The sequence below is a fragment of the Caenimonas terrae genome (assembly GCF_042655405.1).
Taxonomy (GTDB): Bacteria; Pseudomonadota; Gammaproteobacteria; order Burkholderiales; family Burkholderiaceae_C; genus Ramlibacter; species Ramlibacter terrae_A.
This window is the reverse complement of sequence record NZ_JBHSMF010000015.1, coordinates 272,206-289,112: the sequence shown is the minus strand read 5'-3', so window position 1 is coordinate 289,112 and position 16,907 is coordinate 272,206. Positions and strand designations below refer to the sequence as shown.

General features: G+C 68.8%; 18 protein-coding genes. 5 read left to right on the top strand and 13 right to left on the bottom strand.

Annotated elements, in window-relative coordinates; translation table 11 throughout:
• Positions 1-6 precede the first annotated feature (6 nt).
• Genes ACFPOE_RS23400 through rfbA form a run of 12 tightly spaced genes read right to left on the bottom strand, consistent with a single transcriptional unit; the run spans position 7 to position 12,484 of the window.
• Positions 7-825: a type II secretion system protein GspK gene (locus ACFPOE_RS23400; protein ID WP_376852755.1), complete on the bottom strand. Its 819-nt coding sequence runs from the start codon at positions 823-825 to the stop codon at positions 7-9.
• A 41-nt stretch (positions 826-866) separates the two neighbouring features.
• Complete coding sequence (locus tag ACFPOE_RS23395; protein WP_376852754.1) at positions 867-1,517, bottom strand: type II secretion system protein J; 651 nt, start codon at positions 1,515-1,517, stop codon at positions 867-869.
• On the bottom strand, positions 1,514-1,915 hold the full coding sequence (locus ACFPOE_RS23390) for a type IV pilus modification PilV family protein (protein ID WP_376852753.1): 402 nt from the start codon (positions 1,913-1,915) through the stop codon (positions 1,514-1,516). Before ACFPOE_RS23390 ends, ACFPOE_RS23395 begins: the two co-directional genes overlap by 4 nt.
• Positions 1,912-2,361: a Tfp pilus assembly protein FimT/FimU gene (locus ACFPOE_RS23385; protein WP_376852752.1), complete on the bottom strand. Its 450-nt coding sequence runs from the start codon at positions 2,359-2,361 to the stop codon at positions 1,912-1,914. Before ACFPOE_RS23385 ends, ACFPOE_RS23390 begins: the two co-directional genes overlap by 4 nt.
• Before the next feature lie 17 nt (positions 2,362-2,378).
• Positions 2,379-2,810, bottom strand: coding sequence for a type II secretion system major pseudopilin GspG (gspG, locus tag ACFPOE_RS23380; protein ID WP_376852857.1), 432 nt, complete (start codon positions 2,808-2,810; stop codon positions 2,379-2,381).
• 26 nt (positions 2,811-2,836) lie between these two features.
• Positions 2,837-4,087, bottom strand: coding sequence for a type II secretion system F family protein (locus ACFPOE_RS23375; RefSeq protein ID WP_376852751.1), 1,251 nt, complete (start codon positions 4,085-4,087; stop codon positions 2,837-2,839).
• Positions 4,080-5,795, bottom strand: a complete 1,716-nt coding sequence (locus ACFPOE_RS23370) for a GspE/PulE family protein (RefSeq protein WP_376852750.1) — start codon at positions 5,793-5,795, stop codon at positions 4,080-4,082. The genes ACFPOE_RS23375 and ACFPOE_RS23370 overlap by 8 nt, the downstream gene beginning before the upstream one ends.
• A 56-nt stretch (positions 5,796-5,851) precedes the next feature.
• Positions 5,852-8,575 (bottom strand): GtrA family protein, encoded by a 2,724-nt coding sequence (locus ACFPOE_RS23365; protein WP_376852749.1) that lies wholly within the window; start codon positions 8,573-8,575, stop codon positions 5,852-5,854.
• Entirely contained in the window at positions 8,572-9,519 is a 948-nt protein-coding gene (locus ACFPOE_RS23360) for a WxcM-like domain-containing protein (RefSeq protein ID WP_376852748.1), read from the bottom strand. The genes ACFPOE_RS23365 and ACFPOE_RS23360 overlap by 4 nt, the downstream gene beginning before the upstream one ends.
• Positions 9,516-10,469: a glycosyltransferase family 2 protein gene (locus ACFPOE_RS23355; protein ID WP_376852747.1), complete on the bottom strand. Its 954-nt coding sequence runs from the start codon at positions 10,467-10,469 to the stop codon at positions 9,516-9,518. Before ACFPOE_RS23355 ends, ACFPOE_RS23360 begins: the two co-directional genes overlap by 4 nt.
• Before the next feature lies 1 nt (position 10,470).
• A complete protein-coding gene (locus ACFPOE_RS23350) occupies positions 10,471-11,589 on the bottom strand; it encodes a DegT/DnrJ/EryC1/StrS family aminotransferase (RefSeq protein WP_376852746.1) in 1,119 nt (372 codons plus the stop codon).
• A gap of 22 nt (positions 11,590-11,611) precedes the next feature.
• The gene (rfbA, locus tag ACFPOE_RS23345; protein ID WP_376852745.1) at positions 11,612-12,484 is read right to left on the bottom strand and encodes a glucose-1-phosphate thymidylyltransferase RfbA; all 873 of its coding nucleotides are present in this window, start codon (positions 12,482-12,484) and stop codon (positions 11,612-11,614) included.
• Between the two features lie 302 nt (positions 12,485-12,786).
• Here rfbA and ACFPOE_RS23340 point away from each other — a divergent pair, with 302 nt between their 5' ends.
• The 5 genes from ACFPOE_RS23340 to ACFPOE_RS23320 all read left to right on the top strand — a co-directional run bounded on the left by ACFPOE_RS23340 (position 12,787) and on the right by ACFPOE_RS23320 (position 15,678).
• Positions 12,787-13,290 carry a phasin family protein gene (locus ACFPOE_RS23340; protein WP_376852744.1) on the top strand — a complete coding sequence of 168 codons (504 nt, stop codon included), beginning with the start codon at positions 12,787-12,789 and terminating at the stop codon, positions 13,288-13,290.
• A gap of 110 nt (positions 13,291-13,400) precedes the next feature.
• The gene (locus tag ACFPOE_RS23335; RefSeq protein ID WP_376852743.1) at positions 13,401-14,066 is read left to right on the top strand and encodes a TetR/AcrR family transcriptional regulator; all 666 of its coding nucleotides are present in this window, start codon (positions 13,401-13,403) and stop codon (positions 14,064-14,066) included.
• Positions 14,067-14,084: 18 nt separating this feature from the next.
• A complete protein-coding gene (locus ACFPOE_RS23330) occupies positions 14,085-14,858 on the top strand; it encodes a tetratricopeptide repeat protein (protein ID WP_376852742.1) in 774 nt (257 codons plus the stop codon).
• Positions 14,859-14,939: 81 nt separating this feature from the next.
• Positions 14,940-15,386 carry a hemerythrin domain-containing protein gene (locus ACFPOE_RS23325; protein WP_376852741.1) on the top strand — a complete coding sequence of 149 codons (447 nt, stop codon included), beginning with the start codon at positions 14,940-14,942 and terminating at the stop codon, positions 15,384-15,386.
• Between the two features lie 37 nt (positions 15,387-15,423).
• Positions 15,424-15,678 carry an acyl-CoA-binding protein gene (locus tag ACFPOE_RS23320; protein ID WP_376852740.1) on the top strand — a complete coding sequence of 85 codons (255 nt, stop codon included), beginning with the start codon at positions 15,424-15,426 and terminating at the stop codon, positions 15,676-15,678.
• Here ACFPOE_RS23320 and ACFPOE_RS23315 read toward each other — a convergent pair.
• A complete protein-coding gene (locus ACFPOE_RS23315) occupies positions 15,671-16,903 on the bottom strand; it encodes a CaiB/BaiF CoA transferase family protein (protein ID WP_376852739.1) in 1,233 nt (410 codons plus the stop codon). The genes ACFPOE_RS23320 and ACFPOE_RS23315 overlap by 8 nt on opposite strands.
• Between the last annotated feature and the right edge of the window lie 4 nt (positions 16,904-16,907).

The following is a 16,907-nucleotide window of genomic DNA, read 5'->3' as shown; positions in this document are numbered from 1 at the left end:
GTCATTTCAATTCATCGTCGCCGGCGCCTGGTCGAACCGGTCCTCGGCCTGGAAGATGCGCCACGGCACACCGTCGGCGGCGAGCTTGCCCGTTTCCGCCAGGCGCGAACTGAGCAAACGCCTGCCATCAGGAAGGGGCACCTGGGCCACAAGCCTGAAGCGCGTCGTCGCCACGGTATCTACAAATTGCGCGGGGAGGTCGGTTGTATCAACGCCCGGACCACCGCCGTCCCTGCCGGCCGCGATCCGCGCAGCCCGTGCGACGTCACCGTCAGAAAGCACCAGAAGAACCCCTTCGGGGGCGGCCATCGGATTGACGCGGCCGCCGCCCAGGGCGTCTGTGGTGACGAGCGGCGAAAGTCTAGCATAGAGGCCGAAGTCCACTCCCGGCAGCTGCAGCAGGTCTTCGACCGCCTCGAAGCGGGGCCCGCGCTGCGTCAGCGGGCCCGCCGCGCGCGCCGCCACCAGCGCCTTCGCCAGCCCGGCGGCCGCATCGGGCGCCAGCTTCCCGGCCACGGTGAACAGGGCGGCGAGCAGCGCCTCCGGCGCCCGGTTCAGGTCGATCAGGCCGTTCAGCGGCGTCACTTCCACCGGGATGGTCTGCCCCGCAAATTCGACATCGATGCGGCTCAGGCGCGCCACCGGTTCGGTGCGTGCCGCCATCTGCTGCAGCACCAGCTGCACGGCCGCGTTGCCCAGGGCACTGCCCTGGACCGTCTGCCGCGCCGACGCGACCAGCCGGATCTCGTCGCGGTGCGCCTGGACCATGCCCGTCACCAGGATGCTCAGGGCGGCCACGATCCACAGGACGGCAACCAGCGCCATCCCCTGCTGCGGGCGGCGGGCGGGGAGCGAGCGTGCGCGCATCATTCCGGCCCCAACGAAAAGCCGCCGCGCCCGTTGTCGCCGGCGGGCAGCTGGCGCAACGCAATGACGATCGGCGGCCATTCCACTGCCGCCGTGCGCAGCGAGATCCGGATGCGGCCCGGCAGTGTCTGCGGGTCGGCCCAGTCGCCGCGCCACGAGCCGTCCGGCTGCTGGTACTCCAGCGCGAAGCCGGTCGCCGCGCGCAGCAGCGGGCGGGAATCGGCCCCGCCCCAGGCGGGAAACGCGCCGGCCGGCGTCCAGGGAGCGAAACGGATCACGACATCGGACCGGTCGGCCTGGCGCTCCAGCGCGATGCGGAAGAAGTAGCGCCCGCCCGCACCATAGCGGGCCGGCATCACGCCGACCCACATGACTTGCGCTGGCGCCGCGGCAAACAGGGGCACGTTGCCGCCCGCGGCCGCCAGGGTCGGCGAGCGGCGCGGCGAGATCCGGCCCAGCGTGCTGGACAGAAAGCTGGTCGCCACCCGCATCTCGTCGTCCCGCTGCAGCCGCTGGTCCACCCGTTCCTCGGTCTGGGCGATCGTGCGCATGGCCGCGCCCAACGCCAGCATGACCACCGACATCAGCGTCATGACGACCAGGATTTCCACCAGGGTGAAGCCCCGGGCGCTGCGGCGGCCGCGCATCATCCCGGACCCGCCGGCGGCTTGGCCTGCGGCAGCAAGGTGCTCAGTTCCAGCTGGCGCGGGCCGTTGCGGTCGGTCCACGCGATGACGATCTCCACCTGCTGCAGCGGCGGCACCTTGAGATCGGTCACATCCGTGCGCAGCGGGACGCTGCTGACGCGCCAGGCAAAGCCGGCGCTCTGCCCCGCTTCGTTCCAGCCCGCCGCCGGCACGCTGTCGCGCGAATTGAGCAGGCTCTGCGCCAGCACAGTCGCCCGCAGGTGCGTTTCGGTGTCTCCGAGACTGCGCACGGTGCCGCCGGTGGCCTGGTAAAGCATGCCCAGGGAGAAGGCCATGATGACGAACGCCACCAGCAGCTCGAGCAGCGAGAAGCCGCCCTGGCGGCGGCGGCGGGCGCTCATTGTGCGAGCGGCGACTGCGCCACGCCGCCCGACAGCCAGTCGACCGTCAGCCGCACGCCCGCCCCGCTTGGCCGCACGATCTCGATGGTGCCGCCGGTGGCGCCGCCCGATGGCAGGAACAGGATGCCGGCGCCCTTGGCGGCGCTCAGCTCGATGTCGGCAACGGTGGCGCGCAGGCGCAGCGGCTGGGGGACGATCCGGGGCTTGCGGCCTTCGATCCCGTAGTTGCGCTGCTCCAGATCGACCTTGAAGCGCACCTCGTGGCCTTCGGCCAGCGCCCGGTACCGGGCCTGGCGGATGTCGGTGAGCATGCCCCGCACCGTGTCGCGGTACTGGGCCGATTCGCGCAGCCGCTCGAACGCCAGCGGCACGAGGCCCGCCATCAGGGCGATCATCGCAAACACCACCAGCAGTTCGACCAGAGTGAAGCCGCGCTCGACTCGCACAGCGGCCTCAGCGCGCGCTAGCGCGTGTTGCGGATGTCGGCATTTTCGCCCTCGCCGCCGGGCGCCCCGTCGGCGCCGTACGACAGGATTTCCACGGCGCCGTTGGTGAGCTGGTAGTGATACGGCTTGCCCCAGGGGTCGGTCGGCAAGCTGCCCTTCAGGTAGGGGCCGGACCAGCCGGTGGTGACGGATGCCGGGCGCTTGGCCAGCGCGTCAAGCCCCTCTTCGGTCGTGGGGTAGCGCCCCACGTCCAGCTTGAACAGCTCCAGCGCCTTGTCGATGTCGGCGATCTGGACTGCCGCGGTCTTGGTCTTGGCGCCACCGAGCTGGCTCAGCACGCGGGGGCCCACCAGGCCCGCCAGCAGCGTCAGGATGGCCAGCACCACCAGCAGTTCGACCAATGTAAAGCCAGCGGATGCGGCCGCGGAGCGGCGACGGAAATGCACCATCTCGTTGTCCTCGATCAAACGATCAATTATACGGCGAGGTCATTGATGGACAGGATGCCCAGCAGGATCGACACGATGATGCTGGCGATCATCAGGCCCAGCACGATGATCAGGATCGGCTCCACCAGCGTCAGCGCGCGCCGGATGCCGGTTTCCACCTCGCGGTCGAGGATGTTGGCCAGCTCCAGCATCATCGGGCCGATGCGCCCGGTCTCCTCGCCGACGCGCACCAGGTTGACCGCCAGCGGCTCGAAGATGCCGGTGGCGGAGAGCGCATCGACCAGCCGGCCGCCCTCCTTCACCGCCGGGGCGACCGAGGCCAGCCTGGCGCGCAGCAGGTCGTTGCCCATGGTGTCGGTCGCGATGTGCAGCGCGCTGAGCATCGGCACGCCGTTGCCAAGCAGGGTGCCAAGCGTCCTGGAGAACAGGTTCAGCTGGTACTTGAGCAGCAGCCGGCCAAGCACCGGCAGCCGCAGCACCAGCCGCTGCCACCAAGCGGTGCCGCGCGGCGTGCGCAGCCAGCGCGAAGCCAGCCAGCCGCCCAGGCCCAGCACCAGGCCGATGACCAGCCCCCACTCGCGGAACCCGCGTCCCAGCTGCATGACGATGCGGGTCGCCATCGGCAGCGCGTCGCCCAGGTCGTTGAACAGCTTCTCGAACTGGGGCACCACGAAGCCCAGCATCGCCACCAGCGACACCACGGCGACAAACAGCAGGATGGCCGGATAGATGGTGGCGGAAATCACGCTCTCGCGCAGCGCCCGCAGCCGTTCCATGTGCTCCACCAGCCGTTGCAGCACGCTGGACAGCTGGCCGCTGGCCTCGCCCGAGCGCACCATGTTCAGGTAGAACTCGCCGAACAGCTCGCGCTCGCGCGCCAGCGCCTTGCTCAGCGAGGCGCCGTGCTTGACGTCGTCCAGGATCTGCTGGAGCACCCGGGCGACCGGCGGCCGCAGGCTCATGTCGATCAGCACCCGCAGGGCGCTGGCCAGCGCCAGCCCGGCGCGCAACATGATGGACAGCTCGCTGGTCAGCGCCAGCACTTCGGCCTGGGTGACCGGCCCGTTGTTGGAGCGGAAGCTCTTGCGGGCGGCGCCGCGCGACGCGGGCAACTGCGCGCGCACCGAAGCGGCGGCCGGCCCGGCGTCCAGCACGCTGACCGGCACCAGGCCGCGCTCGCGCAACTGGCGGGTGGCCGCATGGACCGACGCGGCCTCGACCCGGCCCTCGGTGAGCTGGCCCGAGGCGTCCGCCGCCCGCCAGGCGAACTCAGGCATCGCTGGTGTCCTGCGTCACGCGCAGCAGTTCCTCGAGGCAGGTGGTGCCGGCGGCGACCTTGCGCAGGCCGTCTTCGTACAGGGTGAGCATGCCGGAGGCGGCGGCGATCGTCTGCAGTTCGCTGGCGTCCTTGCCTTCGATGATGGCGCGCCGCATCGGCTCGTCGAGCACCAGCAGTTCGTGGATGCCGGTGCGGCCCTGGTAGCCGGTATCGCGGCACAGCGCGCAGCCGCGGGCGCGATAGGTGGGCTTGCCGGGCTGCAGGAAGCGGCCCAGGCCGGAGCTGCGCAGCACTTGCGCCGACGGCGTCTCCGCCTCCTTGCAGTGGTTGCACAGGGTGCGCACCAGCCGCTGGGACAGCACGCCGTTGACCGACGAGGTGATCAGGTAGCGCTCCACGCCCATGTCCTGCATCCGGATCACCGCGCCGGCTGCGGTGTTGGTGTGCAGGGTCGACAGCACCAGGTGGCCGGTCAGCGCGGACTGCACGGCGATCTGCGCGGTCTCGCCGTCGCGCATCTCGCCGATCATGATGATGTCCGGATCCTGGCGCAGGATCGACCGCAGCGCATTGGCGAAGGTCAGCCCGATCTGCGCGTGCACCTGGATCTGGTTGATGCCTTCGAGCTGGTATTCGACCGGGTCCTCGACGTTGATGATCTTCTGGGTGGAGGCGTCCAGCTTGGACAGCGCGGCATACAGCGTCGTGGTCTTGCCCGAGCCGGTCGGGCCGGTCACCAGCACGATGCCGTGCGGCCGCGCCAGCAGCGCATTGAAGCGGGCCAGCGTGTCGGCCTCGAACCCCATCTGCTCCAGGCTGAAGCGCACGCTGGCGCGATCCAGCACGCGCATCACCACGCTCTCGCCATGCACCGTCGGCACGGTGGAGACCCGCAGGTCGAGCTCGCGCCCTTTCACCCGGGTCTTGATCCGGCCGTCCTGCGGCAGCCGCCGTTCGGCGATGTCCAGGTGGGCCAGCAGCTTGACCCGCGAACTCACGGCGGCGCCGTGCTTGGGCGGCACCAGCTCCGACAGATGGATCACGCCGTCCACGCGGTAGCGCACGTGCAGCCCGTCGTCGAAGGGTTCCAGGTGGATGTCGGAAGCCCGCAGCTCGATCACCTTGCCGATGATGGAGTTGACCAGGCGGATCACCGGGGCCTCGCTCGCCAGGTCCTTCAGGTGCTCGACGAAATCGCCGGAGTCGTCGAGCTGGTCCTCGTCCTCGTCGCCCTCGGTACCGGCGGCGGGCTGCGTCAGCGCCCGCTCGATGTCGCTGGGCAGCGCGATGAAGGGGCGGATCGCCAACCCGGTGGCCAGCCGCAGCGCCTTGAGCACGAACTCGTCCTGCGGCGCGGCCATGGCGACGTCGAGCCGCCCGTCTTCCAGCCGCAGCGGATAGCAGGCATGGGTGCTTAGGAATTCGGTCAGCAGGCCTGGCGCCTCCACCGGCACCGCGGGGAAATCGTCGACCGAGGCGAAGGGCACGCCGAGCTGGACGGACCGGGTCTGCACGACGTCCAGTTCCGACACCAGTCCGAGCTGGACCAGCACCGCTTCAAGCGAGCCGCCCATTTCGAGGCGGGCGGCGAACGCGCGTTCCAGGTCGCGCGCACTGAGCTTGCCGGCCCGCACCAGCAGCTCGCCCAAATCGTGGGCTAGATCGACCTCGCCTGCGGGCTCGAGAACACTCTGGGGATTGGCCATACCGGTAAATGAATGAAGCGGCGCGCGAAGGCGCAACGGAGCATTATGAACGGCTGCTATTTCCCGGACCCGGCCGCGGCCGCTGCGGCGGCGGCCACGCTGGACAGGCGCCGGTGGCAGCTGACCTGGACGTCGGAGACGCGGACCCGCTGCGCGCTGTCGACCGGATCGAAGCGCAGCCTGTCCTCGAACCCGATCGGGCTTTCCAGCCGGAACACCAGTTGCTGCGGCGTTGCGTCGCCGGTCGGAGCGACCGGCAGCATGACCGAGGCCTTTTCGGTGAATTCCTTCTTGCCGCGGCCCACGAAGTAGATCTGGGCGTTGGCCTTGTGCTCGACCGACATCTTCGCCTGAACGTCCAGGGTGCTGCACTCCGCCATCGTTTGCGGCTTGTCGGTGCGGAAGGTTACCTGTGCGTCGTCGCCGGCACGGTACGCGTGCACGTCGCCCGCGACCGGGTCCAGGTATGCGCTGTCCAGCAGCTGCGCGCCTTTCGGCGGCTGCGCCAGCGTGAAGAAAGGCAGGGTGGAATATTTCAGCCGGCACCGCACTTCCAGCTGCGGCATCGAGAACGGCTGCTGCTTGTTCACCGGGTCCACCCGCAGCGTGTCCTCGAAACCGCTGTCGCTCTCGACCTGGAACGAGATGGCTTTCGGTCCGGCCCTTCCCTTCAAGGCCATCTTGCGAGAGTGCTCCTCGCTGAATTCAGGCTGGCCATAGCCGCGGAAGTACACCTGCATCTCGTCGTCCCGGTCAGCTGACACCAGGGCAGTGACGTCGAGCAGCACGCAGTTGGCCATTTCGACGGGCCGGCCGATCCGGATGTGGAACTGCGGGTCGTCCCCCGCCAGGTAGCCCGCGCCCTGCGCGGTGACGTTGTGCCGGTCGACGCGCGCCTCGTCGCGGCTGAGGCGGAACCACGGCGGCGGGTCATCCACGCCCAGGTCGAGCGGCAGGATCGGGAAATAGCGCACGAATGACGCGCCGATCCGGCGGGCATAGATGTAGGCCGGCGTCAGGTCGGGCATGTTGAACTCGGGGCAATCGATGCCCTCGCCCTTCTGCAGCTGCGACATCAGGCAGGTCACCGTGGCGTTGCGGAACGACGCTTCCATCTGGTGGCGCTGGAAATGCGCCAGCGCCCCGCCGGCAACCATCAGGTAGATCGCGGCCGCGCACAGGACCGGTGAGGCCGCCGCCAGCGACGTCGGCAGCGCCGGACGCCGGCCCTTGAACAGGACGATTGCAGCGGCGATGACCCACGGCCACAGCAGCGCGGCCCAGAAGAAGTGGAAGCGGGTGAAGCCCAGCAGGAACACATCGAGCGGGTCGTCGATCGGCGCGTCCCGCAGGTAGGTCCGCCCGGCCGCCACCAGCAGGAGGTACGCGAAGACAGTCGCGCAGAGCGCGCCGTAGATCAAGGCGACCGGCACATGCGGGCCGTCGCGGTCGGCGCGGACCCGCTTGACCAGCGCGACCGCGACCGCGACCGCCAGGGCGCACGCCACAAGCACCAGGATTAGCGACAGGCCCGGCTGGTCTTGCGGCAGCAACAGCGAGCGGCCGACCTTGCCGAAAAAGAACAACCAGAAGTCGGGCTCGTTCGGCAGCGCCAGCCGCGCATCGCCGCGATGCGACGCGCCCATGGTCGGCAGCACGCCGATCTTGAACTGCGTGAGGGAGGTCGCGACCCCGGCGACGGCCAGCACCACGGCGCCCTGCAGGATGCGCGCGTGGCGGCGGGCACCAAGCAGGAACACCACGGTCAACAGCCCCATCGCCGCCGCCAGCGTGCCGAATGCACCCGAGACGTAGGTCAGTCCCGCCAGGGTGCCGAGCAGCGCGATGCATGGCAGGCGCCACCGGTTGCGCCACGGGCTGAACACGATCAGCCAGAAGGCCGCCAGCAGGAACACCAGCGGCAGCGCCTGGTGGTACGCCAGGTTCTCCCGGCCCCAGTACGACCCGGGCTGCAGCATCAGCAGCGTGAAGACGAAGCAACCCGCCGCCAGCAGCGGGCTGCCGAGGCTGGCCCGCAGCAGCTTCCACTGCAGCAGCAGCAGCAAGCCCAGCACGGTGAGCATCGACAGCAGCTGGTACAGCACCGAATTGCCGTCGATCGCGCGCTGGGCCAGTGCGTCCAGCGCGAATCCGACCGGTGCCATGGTGTCGTTGATGCCCATGAACAGGTACGACGGGTCCAGCGAATCGATCTGGCCGGTCGCGTAGGCCCGCCAGTCGTCGTAGAACGGCAGGTCCAGTCCGTAGTGCAGCCAGCCCAGTGCGTTCAGAGCCAGGCTCAGCACCGGCAGCCCGATCAGCACCACCAGCGCCAGGCGCTCCAGCCGGGGACCGACGGCCGCGCCGACATCGCCGCCCGCCTGGGCTGGTCCCGGATCGCCGGTGAAAACGCGGGCGTTGCTCAGGTAAGTGAGCGGCAGGCTGATCGCGATCGCGACCAGCGGCGCCAGCCTGGGGGGGCCGTCGAGCCACTTCACCCAGGCCGACACGATCGCCATCCCGAGCAGGTACTGGCCGGTGTAGATCATGGCCACGTACACGGGCCCGAGCGAGCCGCCGGTGCGCCGGAACACGTAATAGCGGTTCAGCACGTACGCCAGCCCGATGCCGCTGGCGAAGGCGATCGAATAGCTGGCCTGGTACGGCAACCAGTGCAGCAGCACCAGGTAAGCGGCGTAGGTGACCAGGGTGTTGAAGCCACCGGACGCGAGGAAGCGCGCCGCGCTGGCCACGGACAACGAAGAGCGAAGTGATTTCACGGCTTCAGCGGATCGCGGGTCATTCCCAGGAATTCGTCGTAATCGCGAATGTAGTCGGCGCTGTCGTAGTGCTGCGAGGCCAGCACCAGCAGGACTGCGTCCGGGGAATAGCGGTACTGGATGCCCCAGGTCATCGGCGGCAGGTAGAGGCCCAGCCAGGGTTTGTCGAGCAGGAACTGCTCGCGGCTGGCGCCGTCGTCGGCCACCACGTGGACGCTGCCCTTGACTGCGATCAGGAACTGCTTGCAGCTGCGATGGGCGTGCTCGCCGCGGATCTCGACGCTGGGCACGTCGTAGACCAGGAAATAGCGCTTCACGTCGAACGGGATGTCGCGGCCGAACTCGCCGACCGACAGGCTGCCGCGCATGTCGGCGACGTTCTTCAGATGGTGCAGCGTGACGTCGCGCACTGAGGTCTGGTGCACCGCCTCAACCGCCACCGGCGCCACGGGCGCCTCGGCCCGTCCATGGTCGGCGGTGTCCACATAGCCGACGATCTTGGCCGGGTTGCCGACCACCACCGCATTCGGCGGCACCGACCGCGTGACGACGGCGCCGGCGCCGACCATGGCGCGCGCGCCGATGGTGATGCCCGGCAGGATGGTGGCATTGGCGCCGATCGAGGCGCCCTTGCGCACCACCGTCTGGCCGAATGCCTCCGGGTATTCCTTGCTGCGCGGGAAGATGTCGTTGGTGAAGGTCGCGTTGGGACCGATGAACACGTCATCCTCCAGCCGCAGCCCGTCCCACAGCTGGACGCCGCACTTGAGCGTGACCCGGTCGCCGACGATCACGTCGTTCTCGACGAAGACGTGGTCGCAGACGTTGCAGTCGCGGCCGATCCGCGCACCAGGCAGCACGTGGGCAAACGCCCAGATGCGCGTGCCTTCGCCGACCTGGCCGCTCTCGCACAGCGCATTGGGGTGAATGAAGGGTTTGGTCATGGAGATTCAACAGTGGCGGCGGCGGCGCCGAAGCGCTCCACCTTGAGCGCGACCGACAGCGGCCGGCCCTTGGTATTTTCATACGCGCGCCAGGCGTAGGAGCCGACGATGCCCAGGCTGAGCAGGTTCAGCGCCGAAAAGAAGACGATCAGGATCGCGGTCATGGCGTAGCCGGGAACGGTGATCGTCCCGGCGATCCTGCCGATGATCACGACCAGGCCGAACAGGGCGGCGGCCGCGGCACCGAGCGCGCCGGTGCGCATCAGCAGCCGGATCGGCAGGTCGGTGAAGGCGAACACGCTGTCCATCAGGTAGTTGACCTTCTTGCGCAGGGTCCAGGCGGATGCGCCGTGGGCCCGCGGCTGGCGCACGTACGACAGCGTCCGGCGCCGGAAGCCGAGCCAGAAGATCTGCGCCACCAGCGAGCTGTGGCTTTCCTGCAGCTGCGCCAGCGTGTCGCGGAACGCGCGGTTGCAGCCGAACACGTCGACCCCGCCGGGCGGCATCTCCGGCACCACGTAGCGCCGGTACAGGCCCCAGAAGATCTGCGCCGGCAGCCGCGAGAGCAAGGGATCGTGGCGCGCTTCCCGCACGCCCACCACCACGTCGACATCGCCGCCGCGCAGGGCCTGGTCCATCTCCAGCACCAGCTCCGGCGGCTCCTGCAGGTCGGCCGCCATGACGGCGAAGCGCTCGCCGTCGCCATGCATCAGGCCCGTGCGGATCGCCGGGAAGGAGCCGAAGTTGCGCGACAGCAGGACCAGCTTGGTGCGCATGCCGCGCAGCGGCAGTTCGCGGCGCAGGATCTCGTAGCAGCGGTCCGGGCTGCCGTCGACCACGAACACCGTCTCCATCTCGCCCTGCAGTTGGGTGGACAGGCGCTCGACCGCGGCCAGCAGGTCCGGCAGCGATCCCTCGTTCTTGTAGACCGGGATGACCAGCGTCAGCAACTCAGGCCCCGGCGCCGGAAAAGAAGGCGGCGACCGCCTCGACGACGCGCTCGACGTCCTCGTCAGGCATGCCGGGGAAGCAGGGCAGCGACATGGCGCTGGCACAGGCCGCTTCGCTCACCGGCAGCGACACGCCGTCGTAACGGCCACCGAAGGCCGGCTGCCGGATGTCCGCGATCGGGTAATGCACGTCGGTCGCCACGCCGCACTCGGCCAGGTGCGCACGCAGCCCTTCCCTGCGCTCGGTGCGCACCACATAGAGATGGGCAGCGAAATCCGCCCCCACCGACACCGGCAGCCGCAGCGGCAGCTTGGCGAACGCCTGGTTGTAGCGGGCGGCGATGGCGCGCCGCCGGGCGTTGTGCTGCTCCAGCAGCGGCAGCTTCTCGCGCAACAGCGCGGCCTGCAGTTCGTCGAGGCGGCTGTTGCCGCCGCCCAGCATCGCGACCTCGTACTTCTTGGACCAGCCGTACTGGCGCAAGGCCCTCAGACGGGCTGCCAGGGCGTCGTTGGCCGTCAGCACCGCGCCGCCGTCGCCCAGCGCGCCCAGGTTCTTGGTCGGATAGAAGCTGAAACAGGCGATGTCGCCGAAGCTGCCCGCGCGCCGGCCGCCGCGGCTGGCGCCATGGCTCTGCGCGCAATCCTCGATCAGCGGGACCCCCGCGCTGCGGCATAGCGCAGCAAGCTGCTCGATGTCGGCCAGCTGGCCGTACAGGTGGGTGGCGATGACCGCGGCCGGCTTGTCGCGCAAGGCGCGCTCCAGAGCCTGCGGCGCCATGGTGAGGGACTGCTCGTCGACCTCCACATACAGCGGCACGCCCCCGGCAAGATGGATCGCAGTGGCGCTGTAGAAGCCGGCATTGGCGACGCAGGCCACCTGCTGTCCCGGCTGCAGGTCGAGCGCGCGCAGGGCCAGCTCAAGAGCGTCGGTGCCGTTGGCCACCGAGATGCAGTGGGCGACGCCCGTGTAGGCCGCGAATTCCGCTTCGAACGCCGCGACTTCCTTGCCCATCACGAAGCTGTTGCTCTCCAGCACGCGCCGCATGGCGCCGGCCAGGTCGATGCCCTGGTTGGCCAGCGCCGAGGAAAACAGCGGGATCGTTCGCTTGTTGCTTGTCATGGGTGTCGAATCCGTTCGCGTTTCACTTCAGCAGGCGCAGCAGGTACTGCCCGTAGCTGGTCTTGGCCATGGGCTGGGCCAGCCGCTCCAGCTGCTCCGCCCCGATGAAGCCCTGGCGCCACGCGATCTCCTCCGGACAGCCGATCTTCAGGCCCTGCCGGTGCTCCAGCGTGGCGATGAACTGGCTGGCTTCCAGCAGGCTCTCGTGGGTGCCGGTGTCCAGCCAGGCATAGCCGCGCTGCATCACCTGCACGCTCAGGCCGCCCTGCTCCAGGTAGGTCTGGTTGATGGAGGTGATCTCCATCTCGCCACGCACGCTGGGCCGGACCGTCCGCGCGATCTCGGTCACGTGGCGGTCGTAGAAATACAGGCCGGTCACGGCGAAATTGCTCTTGGGCTGGGAGGGCTTCTCCTCAATGCTGCTGGCCTTGCCGGTCTTGTCGAAAGCGACGACGCCATAGCGGTGCGGATCGCCCACGTGATAGGCGAACACCGTCGCGCCATCGGGCCGCTGGTCCGCCTGCGCCAGCAGGGGCGCGAAATCGTGGCCGTAGAACAGGTTGTCGCCCAGCACCAGCGCGCTGGGGGAATTGCCGATGAAGCGGGCGCCGATGAGGAAGGCCTGGGCCAGGCCGTCGGGCTGGGGCTGCACCGCGTATTGGATGTTCATGCCCCATTGCGAGCCGTCGCCCAGCAGCTGCTCGAAGCGCGGCGTGTCCTGCGGCGTGCTGATCACCAGCACGTCGCGCAGGCCCGCCAGCATCAGCGTGCTGAGCGGGTAATAGATCATCGGTTTGTCGTACACCGGCAGCAGCTGCTTGCTGATGGCCAGCGTGGCGGGGTGCAGCCGCGTGCCGGACCCCCCGGCGAGGATGATGCCTTTTCGATTCGTCATGTCATGTCGACCAGCTGCTCCAGCTTGACAGCTTTACGGATCCCGGATGCCCGCCCGGCGCTGCCGGGCCTGCGCGAGACCGCACCGTCCTGCCGTTAGCGGAAGGCGCCCGGAAGCCGCTTCCAGCCCTTTGTTGCTTAGCCTTCAATTATGGGGCCGCTGCCGCCGCCCCCATCCGGGCCGCCCGGACGGTGCTTCGGGCGGGCGTTAGAAAGCAACACCTAAACACCGGGACGGCGCGCGGCTAGAGTGGGCCGATGCGTTGCGCGGACGGTTCCGCGCCGAATCAAAGGAGCACTCCCATGGTCACGAAATCCAAGACGCCCGGCGCCGACAGTCCGGCCGGCGGCTTTCCCCCCGATTTTTCCAGCACGGTGAAGGAGTCGGCGCAGCAGATCTGGCTGGCCGGCCTCGGCGCCTTCGCCAAGGCGCAGGAAGAAGGCAGCAAGGTGTTCGACACGCTGGTCAAGGAAGGCGTGACCATGCAGCGCAAGACCCAGGCCGCCGCCGGCGAGAAGATCTCCGAGGCCACCAGCAAGATGAGCTCGTTCGCCACCGAGATCTCCTCCAAGGCCTCGGGCGGCTGGGACAAGCTCGAGACCATCTTCGAAGACCGGGTCGCCAAGGCGCTGAAGAATCTCGGCGTGCCGACGGCCAGCGACATCGAGACCCTGAGCGCGCGCATCGACGAACTCAATCGAAACCTCGGCAAGCTCGCGTCCCGTCCTTCCGCCGCCAAGCGCGCGGCGCAGAAGACCGCGCCGCCGGCAGCGGCCAAACGCAAGCCTGCGCGCAAGTCGGCCTGAGCGCCGACCGTTGCTGCGTTGCAGCATGGGGCGCCGGGTCCGCGCCCTAAACTGGCTTCATGGCCAGCCCCGCGAACCCGCACCCCTCCTTGCGCGACGGCGCCTGACGCATGGCCAAGAAGGCGCCGCGCCGAACCGCCGAGCGGATCCTGGAGGTCAGCCTCGAGCTGTTCAACCGCTTCGGCGAACCGAACGTCTCGACCACGCTGATCTCGGCCGAGATGAAGATCAGCCCCGGCAACCTGTACTACCACTACCCGGCCAAGGACGAACTGATCAACGCCCTGTTCGATCGGTACGAGGCCAGCCTGAACGAGCTGCTGCAGGCCGGCGGCGACGTCGCCGATGTGGAGGACAGCTGGTTCTTCATGCATTCGCTGTTCGAGCTGATCTGGCAATACCGCTTCCTGTACCGCGACCTGAACGACCTGCTGTCGAAGAACCGGCGGCTGGAGACGCAATTCCAGCAGGTGCTGAAGAACAAGACGCGCGCCGTCAGGGCGATGCTCGACGGCATGAGCCGGGCCGGCTCGCTGGCGATCGACTCGCGCGAGCTCGATGCCACCGCGACCTGCATGGTCGTGGTGCTGACTTACTGGTTGAGTTACGAGTACGTGCGCGATCCCAGGCGCGCGCTGGAACCGGAGAGCGCGCAGCTGGCAATGCTGCGCGGGGCGCACCATGTCCTCAATCTGCTGCTACCCTATCTGGAACAGGGCCAGCGCATTCACCTGCTGGGGCTGGTGGGAGCCTACAGCGGCAGCGACGGCGGCTGAGACACAAAGGAGATCCTCATGGCCAAATGGACCGCCTTTCCCCACCTGGGCGAGTATCCGTTCGACGCGGCGTCGGTGCGCAACGACTGGGCGCGGCTGCACGCCGGCGACGCCGAGCCGCTGCCGCGCGACGAGGCCGTGCTGGCCGCCTGGGCGCTGTTCCACAGCGGGGACTTCCAGCAGGCGGCGCAGGCCGGCCTGCAGGCCGGCGGCGACGGCATCACGGTGGCCAACAAGGCCACCTGCATCTACGCCAACTACCTGGAGAAGAAGGAAAAGACCAAGCTGGATCTGCTGCTGGAGGTGGCGCAGCGCGCCGAGGCGCAGGCCGCCGCCGATGCCAGGAACCCCAACGCATGGTACTGGCAGGCCTATGCGCTCGGGCGCTACAGCCAGGGCATCAGCGTCGCCCGCGCGCTGGCGCAGGGCCTGGGCAACAAGGTCAAGGAATCGCTGGAACGCGCGATCAAGCTGCAGCCCCGGCACGCCGACGCCTGCATCGCGCTGGGCGCGTTCCATGCGGAGGTGATCGACAAGGTCGGCAGCCTGATCGGCGGCATGACGCACGGCGCCAACAAGGACACCGGGCTGCGGCTGTTCCAGGACGGCCTCAAGCTGAACCCGGGGTCGGCGATCGCCATGATCGAATACGCCAACGGCCTGGTCATGCTGGAAGGCGACCGCAAGATGAAGGAAGCGACCAAGCTGTACGAGCAGGCCGCCAAGAGCAAGCCGATGGACGCCAAGGAGCGGCTGGAAGTGGAGATGGCCCGGTCCGAACTGGACGACTGACGGCGGCTTGCCCGAATCGCGCAGCAAATCGCGGTTCGCGCCTACAAGGGCAAGCACAGCCGTGGCCCAGACTTGCGGCCCATGAACATCTTCGAAGCGCTCCGCGTCAGCCACGAAACCCAGCGCGCCCTGGCCGCCCGCCTGCTGGCCAGCGAGCCGCAGGGCACCGAGCGGCACGCCATCTTCCTGGAGCTCAAGCGCGAGCTCAGGGCCCACGAAACCGCGGAGGAACGCTGCTTCTACATTCCGCTGTTCGAGCACGATTCGACGGTCAACGCCTCGCGCCACGCGATCTCCGAGCACCACCAGATGGACGAGATGGTGGAAGACCTGGAAGGCCAGGAGCTCAATGCGCCCGGCTGGATGGCCGGCGCGCGCAAGCTGTGCGAGAAGGTGGAGCACCACCTGAAGGAAGAAGAAAACAAGTTCTTCCAGGAGGCCGGCAAGGTGCTGACGGAGGCGCAGAAGCTGTCGCTCGCCAAGGACTACGAAGCCGAGTTCCTGAGCCTGAAGATGAAGGAAAAGTGACGCCTTAAGATCGGCTCACACTTCCAGGGACCTTCACATGGCCGATCTCCAAGCCGCCTTCGACGCCGCCGTCGCCAACTCCAAGAGCCTGTCCGAGCGGCCGGACAACGCCACCCTGCTCAAGCTCTATGGCCTGTACAAGCAGGCGACCGCAGGCGATGTCACCGACAAGAAGCCTGGCTTCAGCGACATGGTCGGCCGCGCCAAGTGGGACGCCTGGAACGGCCTGAAGGGCACGGCCAAGGACGCCGCGATGCAGCAGTACGTCGACCTGATCGAGTCGCTCAGCTGAGTCCCGCGCCGCCGGCGACGATGCCGCGCTCCTTCAGCGCTGCAATCTGCTGCGCCGTCAGGCCGATCTCCCGCAGCACGCTGTCCGTGTCCTGGCCGAGGTCCGGCGCATTGCGCCGATGGCCGCCGGGCGTCAGGGACAGCTTGGGCACGATGCCGGGCACGGCCACGGTGCTGCCGTCGGCAAGAGTCACCTGCTCCAGCATCCCCCGCGCCTTGTAATGCGGGTCGGCCGCGATGTCGGCGACGGTGTAGATCTTTCCCGCCGGCACCTGCGCGGCATCCATCATCGCCAGCGCTTCGTCGACGCTGTGAAGCGCCGCCCAAGCGCCGATCGCGGCGTCGATCTCGTCCACCCGCCGGACGCGGCCGGCGTTGTCGGCCAGGGCCGGATCCTCCCCCAGGTCGCTGCGGCCGATGGCCGCCATCAGGCGCCGGTAGATGCTGTCGCCGTTGCCGGCGACCAGCACATAGCCGCCGTCCCGGCACTGGTACGCGTTGGTGGGGGCGATGCCGGGCAAGGCGCTGCCGGCCGGGCCGCGGACGGCGCCGAACGCGCTGTATTCCGGCAGCAGGCTTTCCATGCAGTTGAACACCGCCTCGTACAGCGCGACGTCGATCACCTGGCCCTTGCCCGAGGCATGGCGATGGTGCAGCGCCATCAGCACGCCGATCACGCCGTGCAGCGACGCCAGCGTGTCGCCGATCGACACGCCGACGCGCACCGGCACCCGGCCCGGTTCCGCCGTCAGGTGGCGCAGGCCGCCCATGGCCTCGGCCACCACGCCGAAGCCCGGCTTGTCGCGGTAAGGCCCGCTCTGCCCATAGCCGCTGATGCGCAGCATGACCAGCCGCGGGTTGATCTCCAGCAGCTGGTCGGGCCCCAGGCCCCAGCCTTCCATGGCGCCGGGCCGGAAGTTTTCGATCAGCACGTCGGCCTCGGCCGCCAGCTTGCGCACGATCTCCTGCGCCGCCGGCTGCTTCAGGTCGAGTGCCACCGACCGCTTGTTGCGCGACTGCACCTGCCACCACAGCGAGGTGCCGCCCTTGAGCAGGCGCCACTTGCGCAGCGGGTCGCCGGTTCCCGGCGGCTCGATCTTGACGACGTCGGCGCCGAAGTCGCCCAGCGTCTTGGCCGCGAACGGGCCGGCGATCAGCTGGCCCAGCTCGAGGACCTTGATGCCGGCGAGCGGACCGCCGGCTGCGGGGGCTGGGGTTGCCTGCATGGCC

Coding starts and splice junctions, on each gene's coding strand:
- ACFPOE_RS23335 (WP_376852743.1), top strand. CDS start 13,401: ATGGCCAAGAAGGCGCCGCGCCGAACCGCCGAGCGGATCCTGGAGGTC.
- gspG (WP_376852857.1), bottom strand. CDS start 2,810: ATGGTGCATTTCCGTCGCCGCTCCGCGGCCGCATCCGCTGGCTTTACA.
- ACFPOE_RS23315 (WP_376852739.1), bottom strand. CDS start 16,903: ATGCAGGCAACCCCAGCCCCCGCAGCCGGCGGTCCGCTCGCCGGCATC.
- ACFPOE_RS23395 (WP_376852754.1), bottom strand. CDS start 1,517: ATGATGCGCGGCCGCCGCAGCGCCCGGGGCTTCACCCTGGTGGAAATC.
- ACFPOE_RS23325 (WP_376852741.1), top strand. CDS start 14,940: ATGAACATCTTCGAAGCGCTCCGCGTCAGCCACGAAACCCAGCGCGCC.
- ACFPOE_RS23390 (WP_376852753.1), bottom strand. CDS start 1,915: ATGAGCGCCCGCCGCCGCCGCCAGGGCGGCTTCTCGCTGCTCGAGCTG.
- ACFPOE_RS23400 (WP_376852755.1), bottom strand. CDS start 825: ATGGCGCTGGTTGCCGTCCTGTGGATCGTGGCCGCCCTGAGCATCCTG.
- rfbA (WP_376852745.1), bottom strand. CDS start 12,484: ATGACGAATCGAAAAGGCATCATCCTCGCCGGGGGGTCCGGCACGCGG.
- ACFPOE_RS23330 (WP_376852742.1), top strand. CDS start 14,085: ATGGCCAAATGGACCGCCTTTCCCCACCTGGGCGAGTATCCGTTCGAC.
- ACFPOE_RS23350 (WP_376852746.1), bottom strand. CDS start 11,589: ATGACAAGCAACAAGCGAACGATCCCGCTGTTTTCCTCGGCGCTGGCC.
- ACFPOE_RS23360 (WP_376852748.1), bottom strand. CDS start 9,519: ATGACCAAACCCTTCATTCACCCCAATGCGCTGTGCGAGAGCGGCCAG.
- ACFPOE_RS23375 (WP_376852751.1), bottom strand. CDS start 4,087: ATGCCTGAGTTCGCCTGGCGGGCGGCGGACGCCTCGGGCCAGCTCACC.
- ACFPOE_RS23340 (WP_376852744.1), top strand. CDS start 12,787: ATGGTCACGAAATCCAAGACGCCCGGCGCCGACAGTCCGGCCGGCGGC.
- ACFPOE_RS23320 (WP_376852740.1), top strand. CDS start 15,424: ATGGCCGATCTCCAAGCCGCCTTCGACGCCGCCGTCGCCAACTCCAAG.
- ACFPOE_RS23370 (WP_376852750.1), bottom strand. CDS start 5,795: ATGGCCAATCCCCAGAGTGTTCTCGAGCCCGCAGGCGAGGTCGATCTA.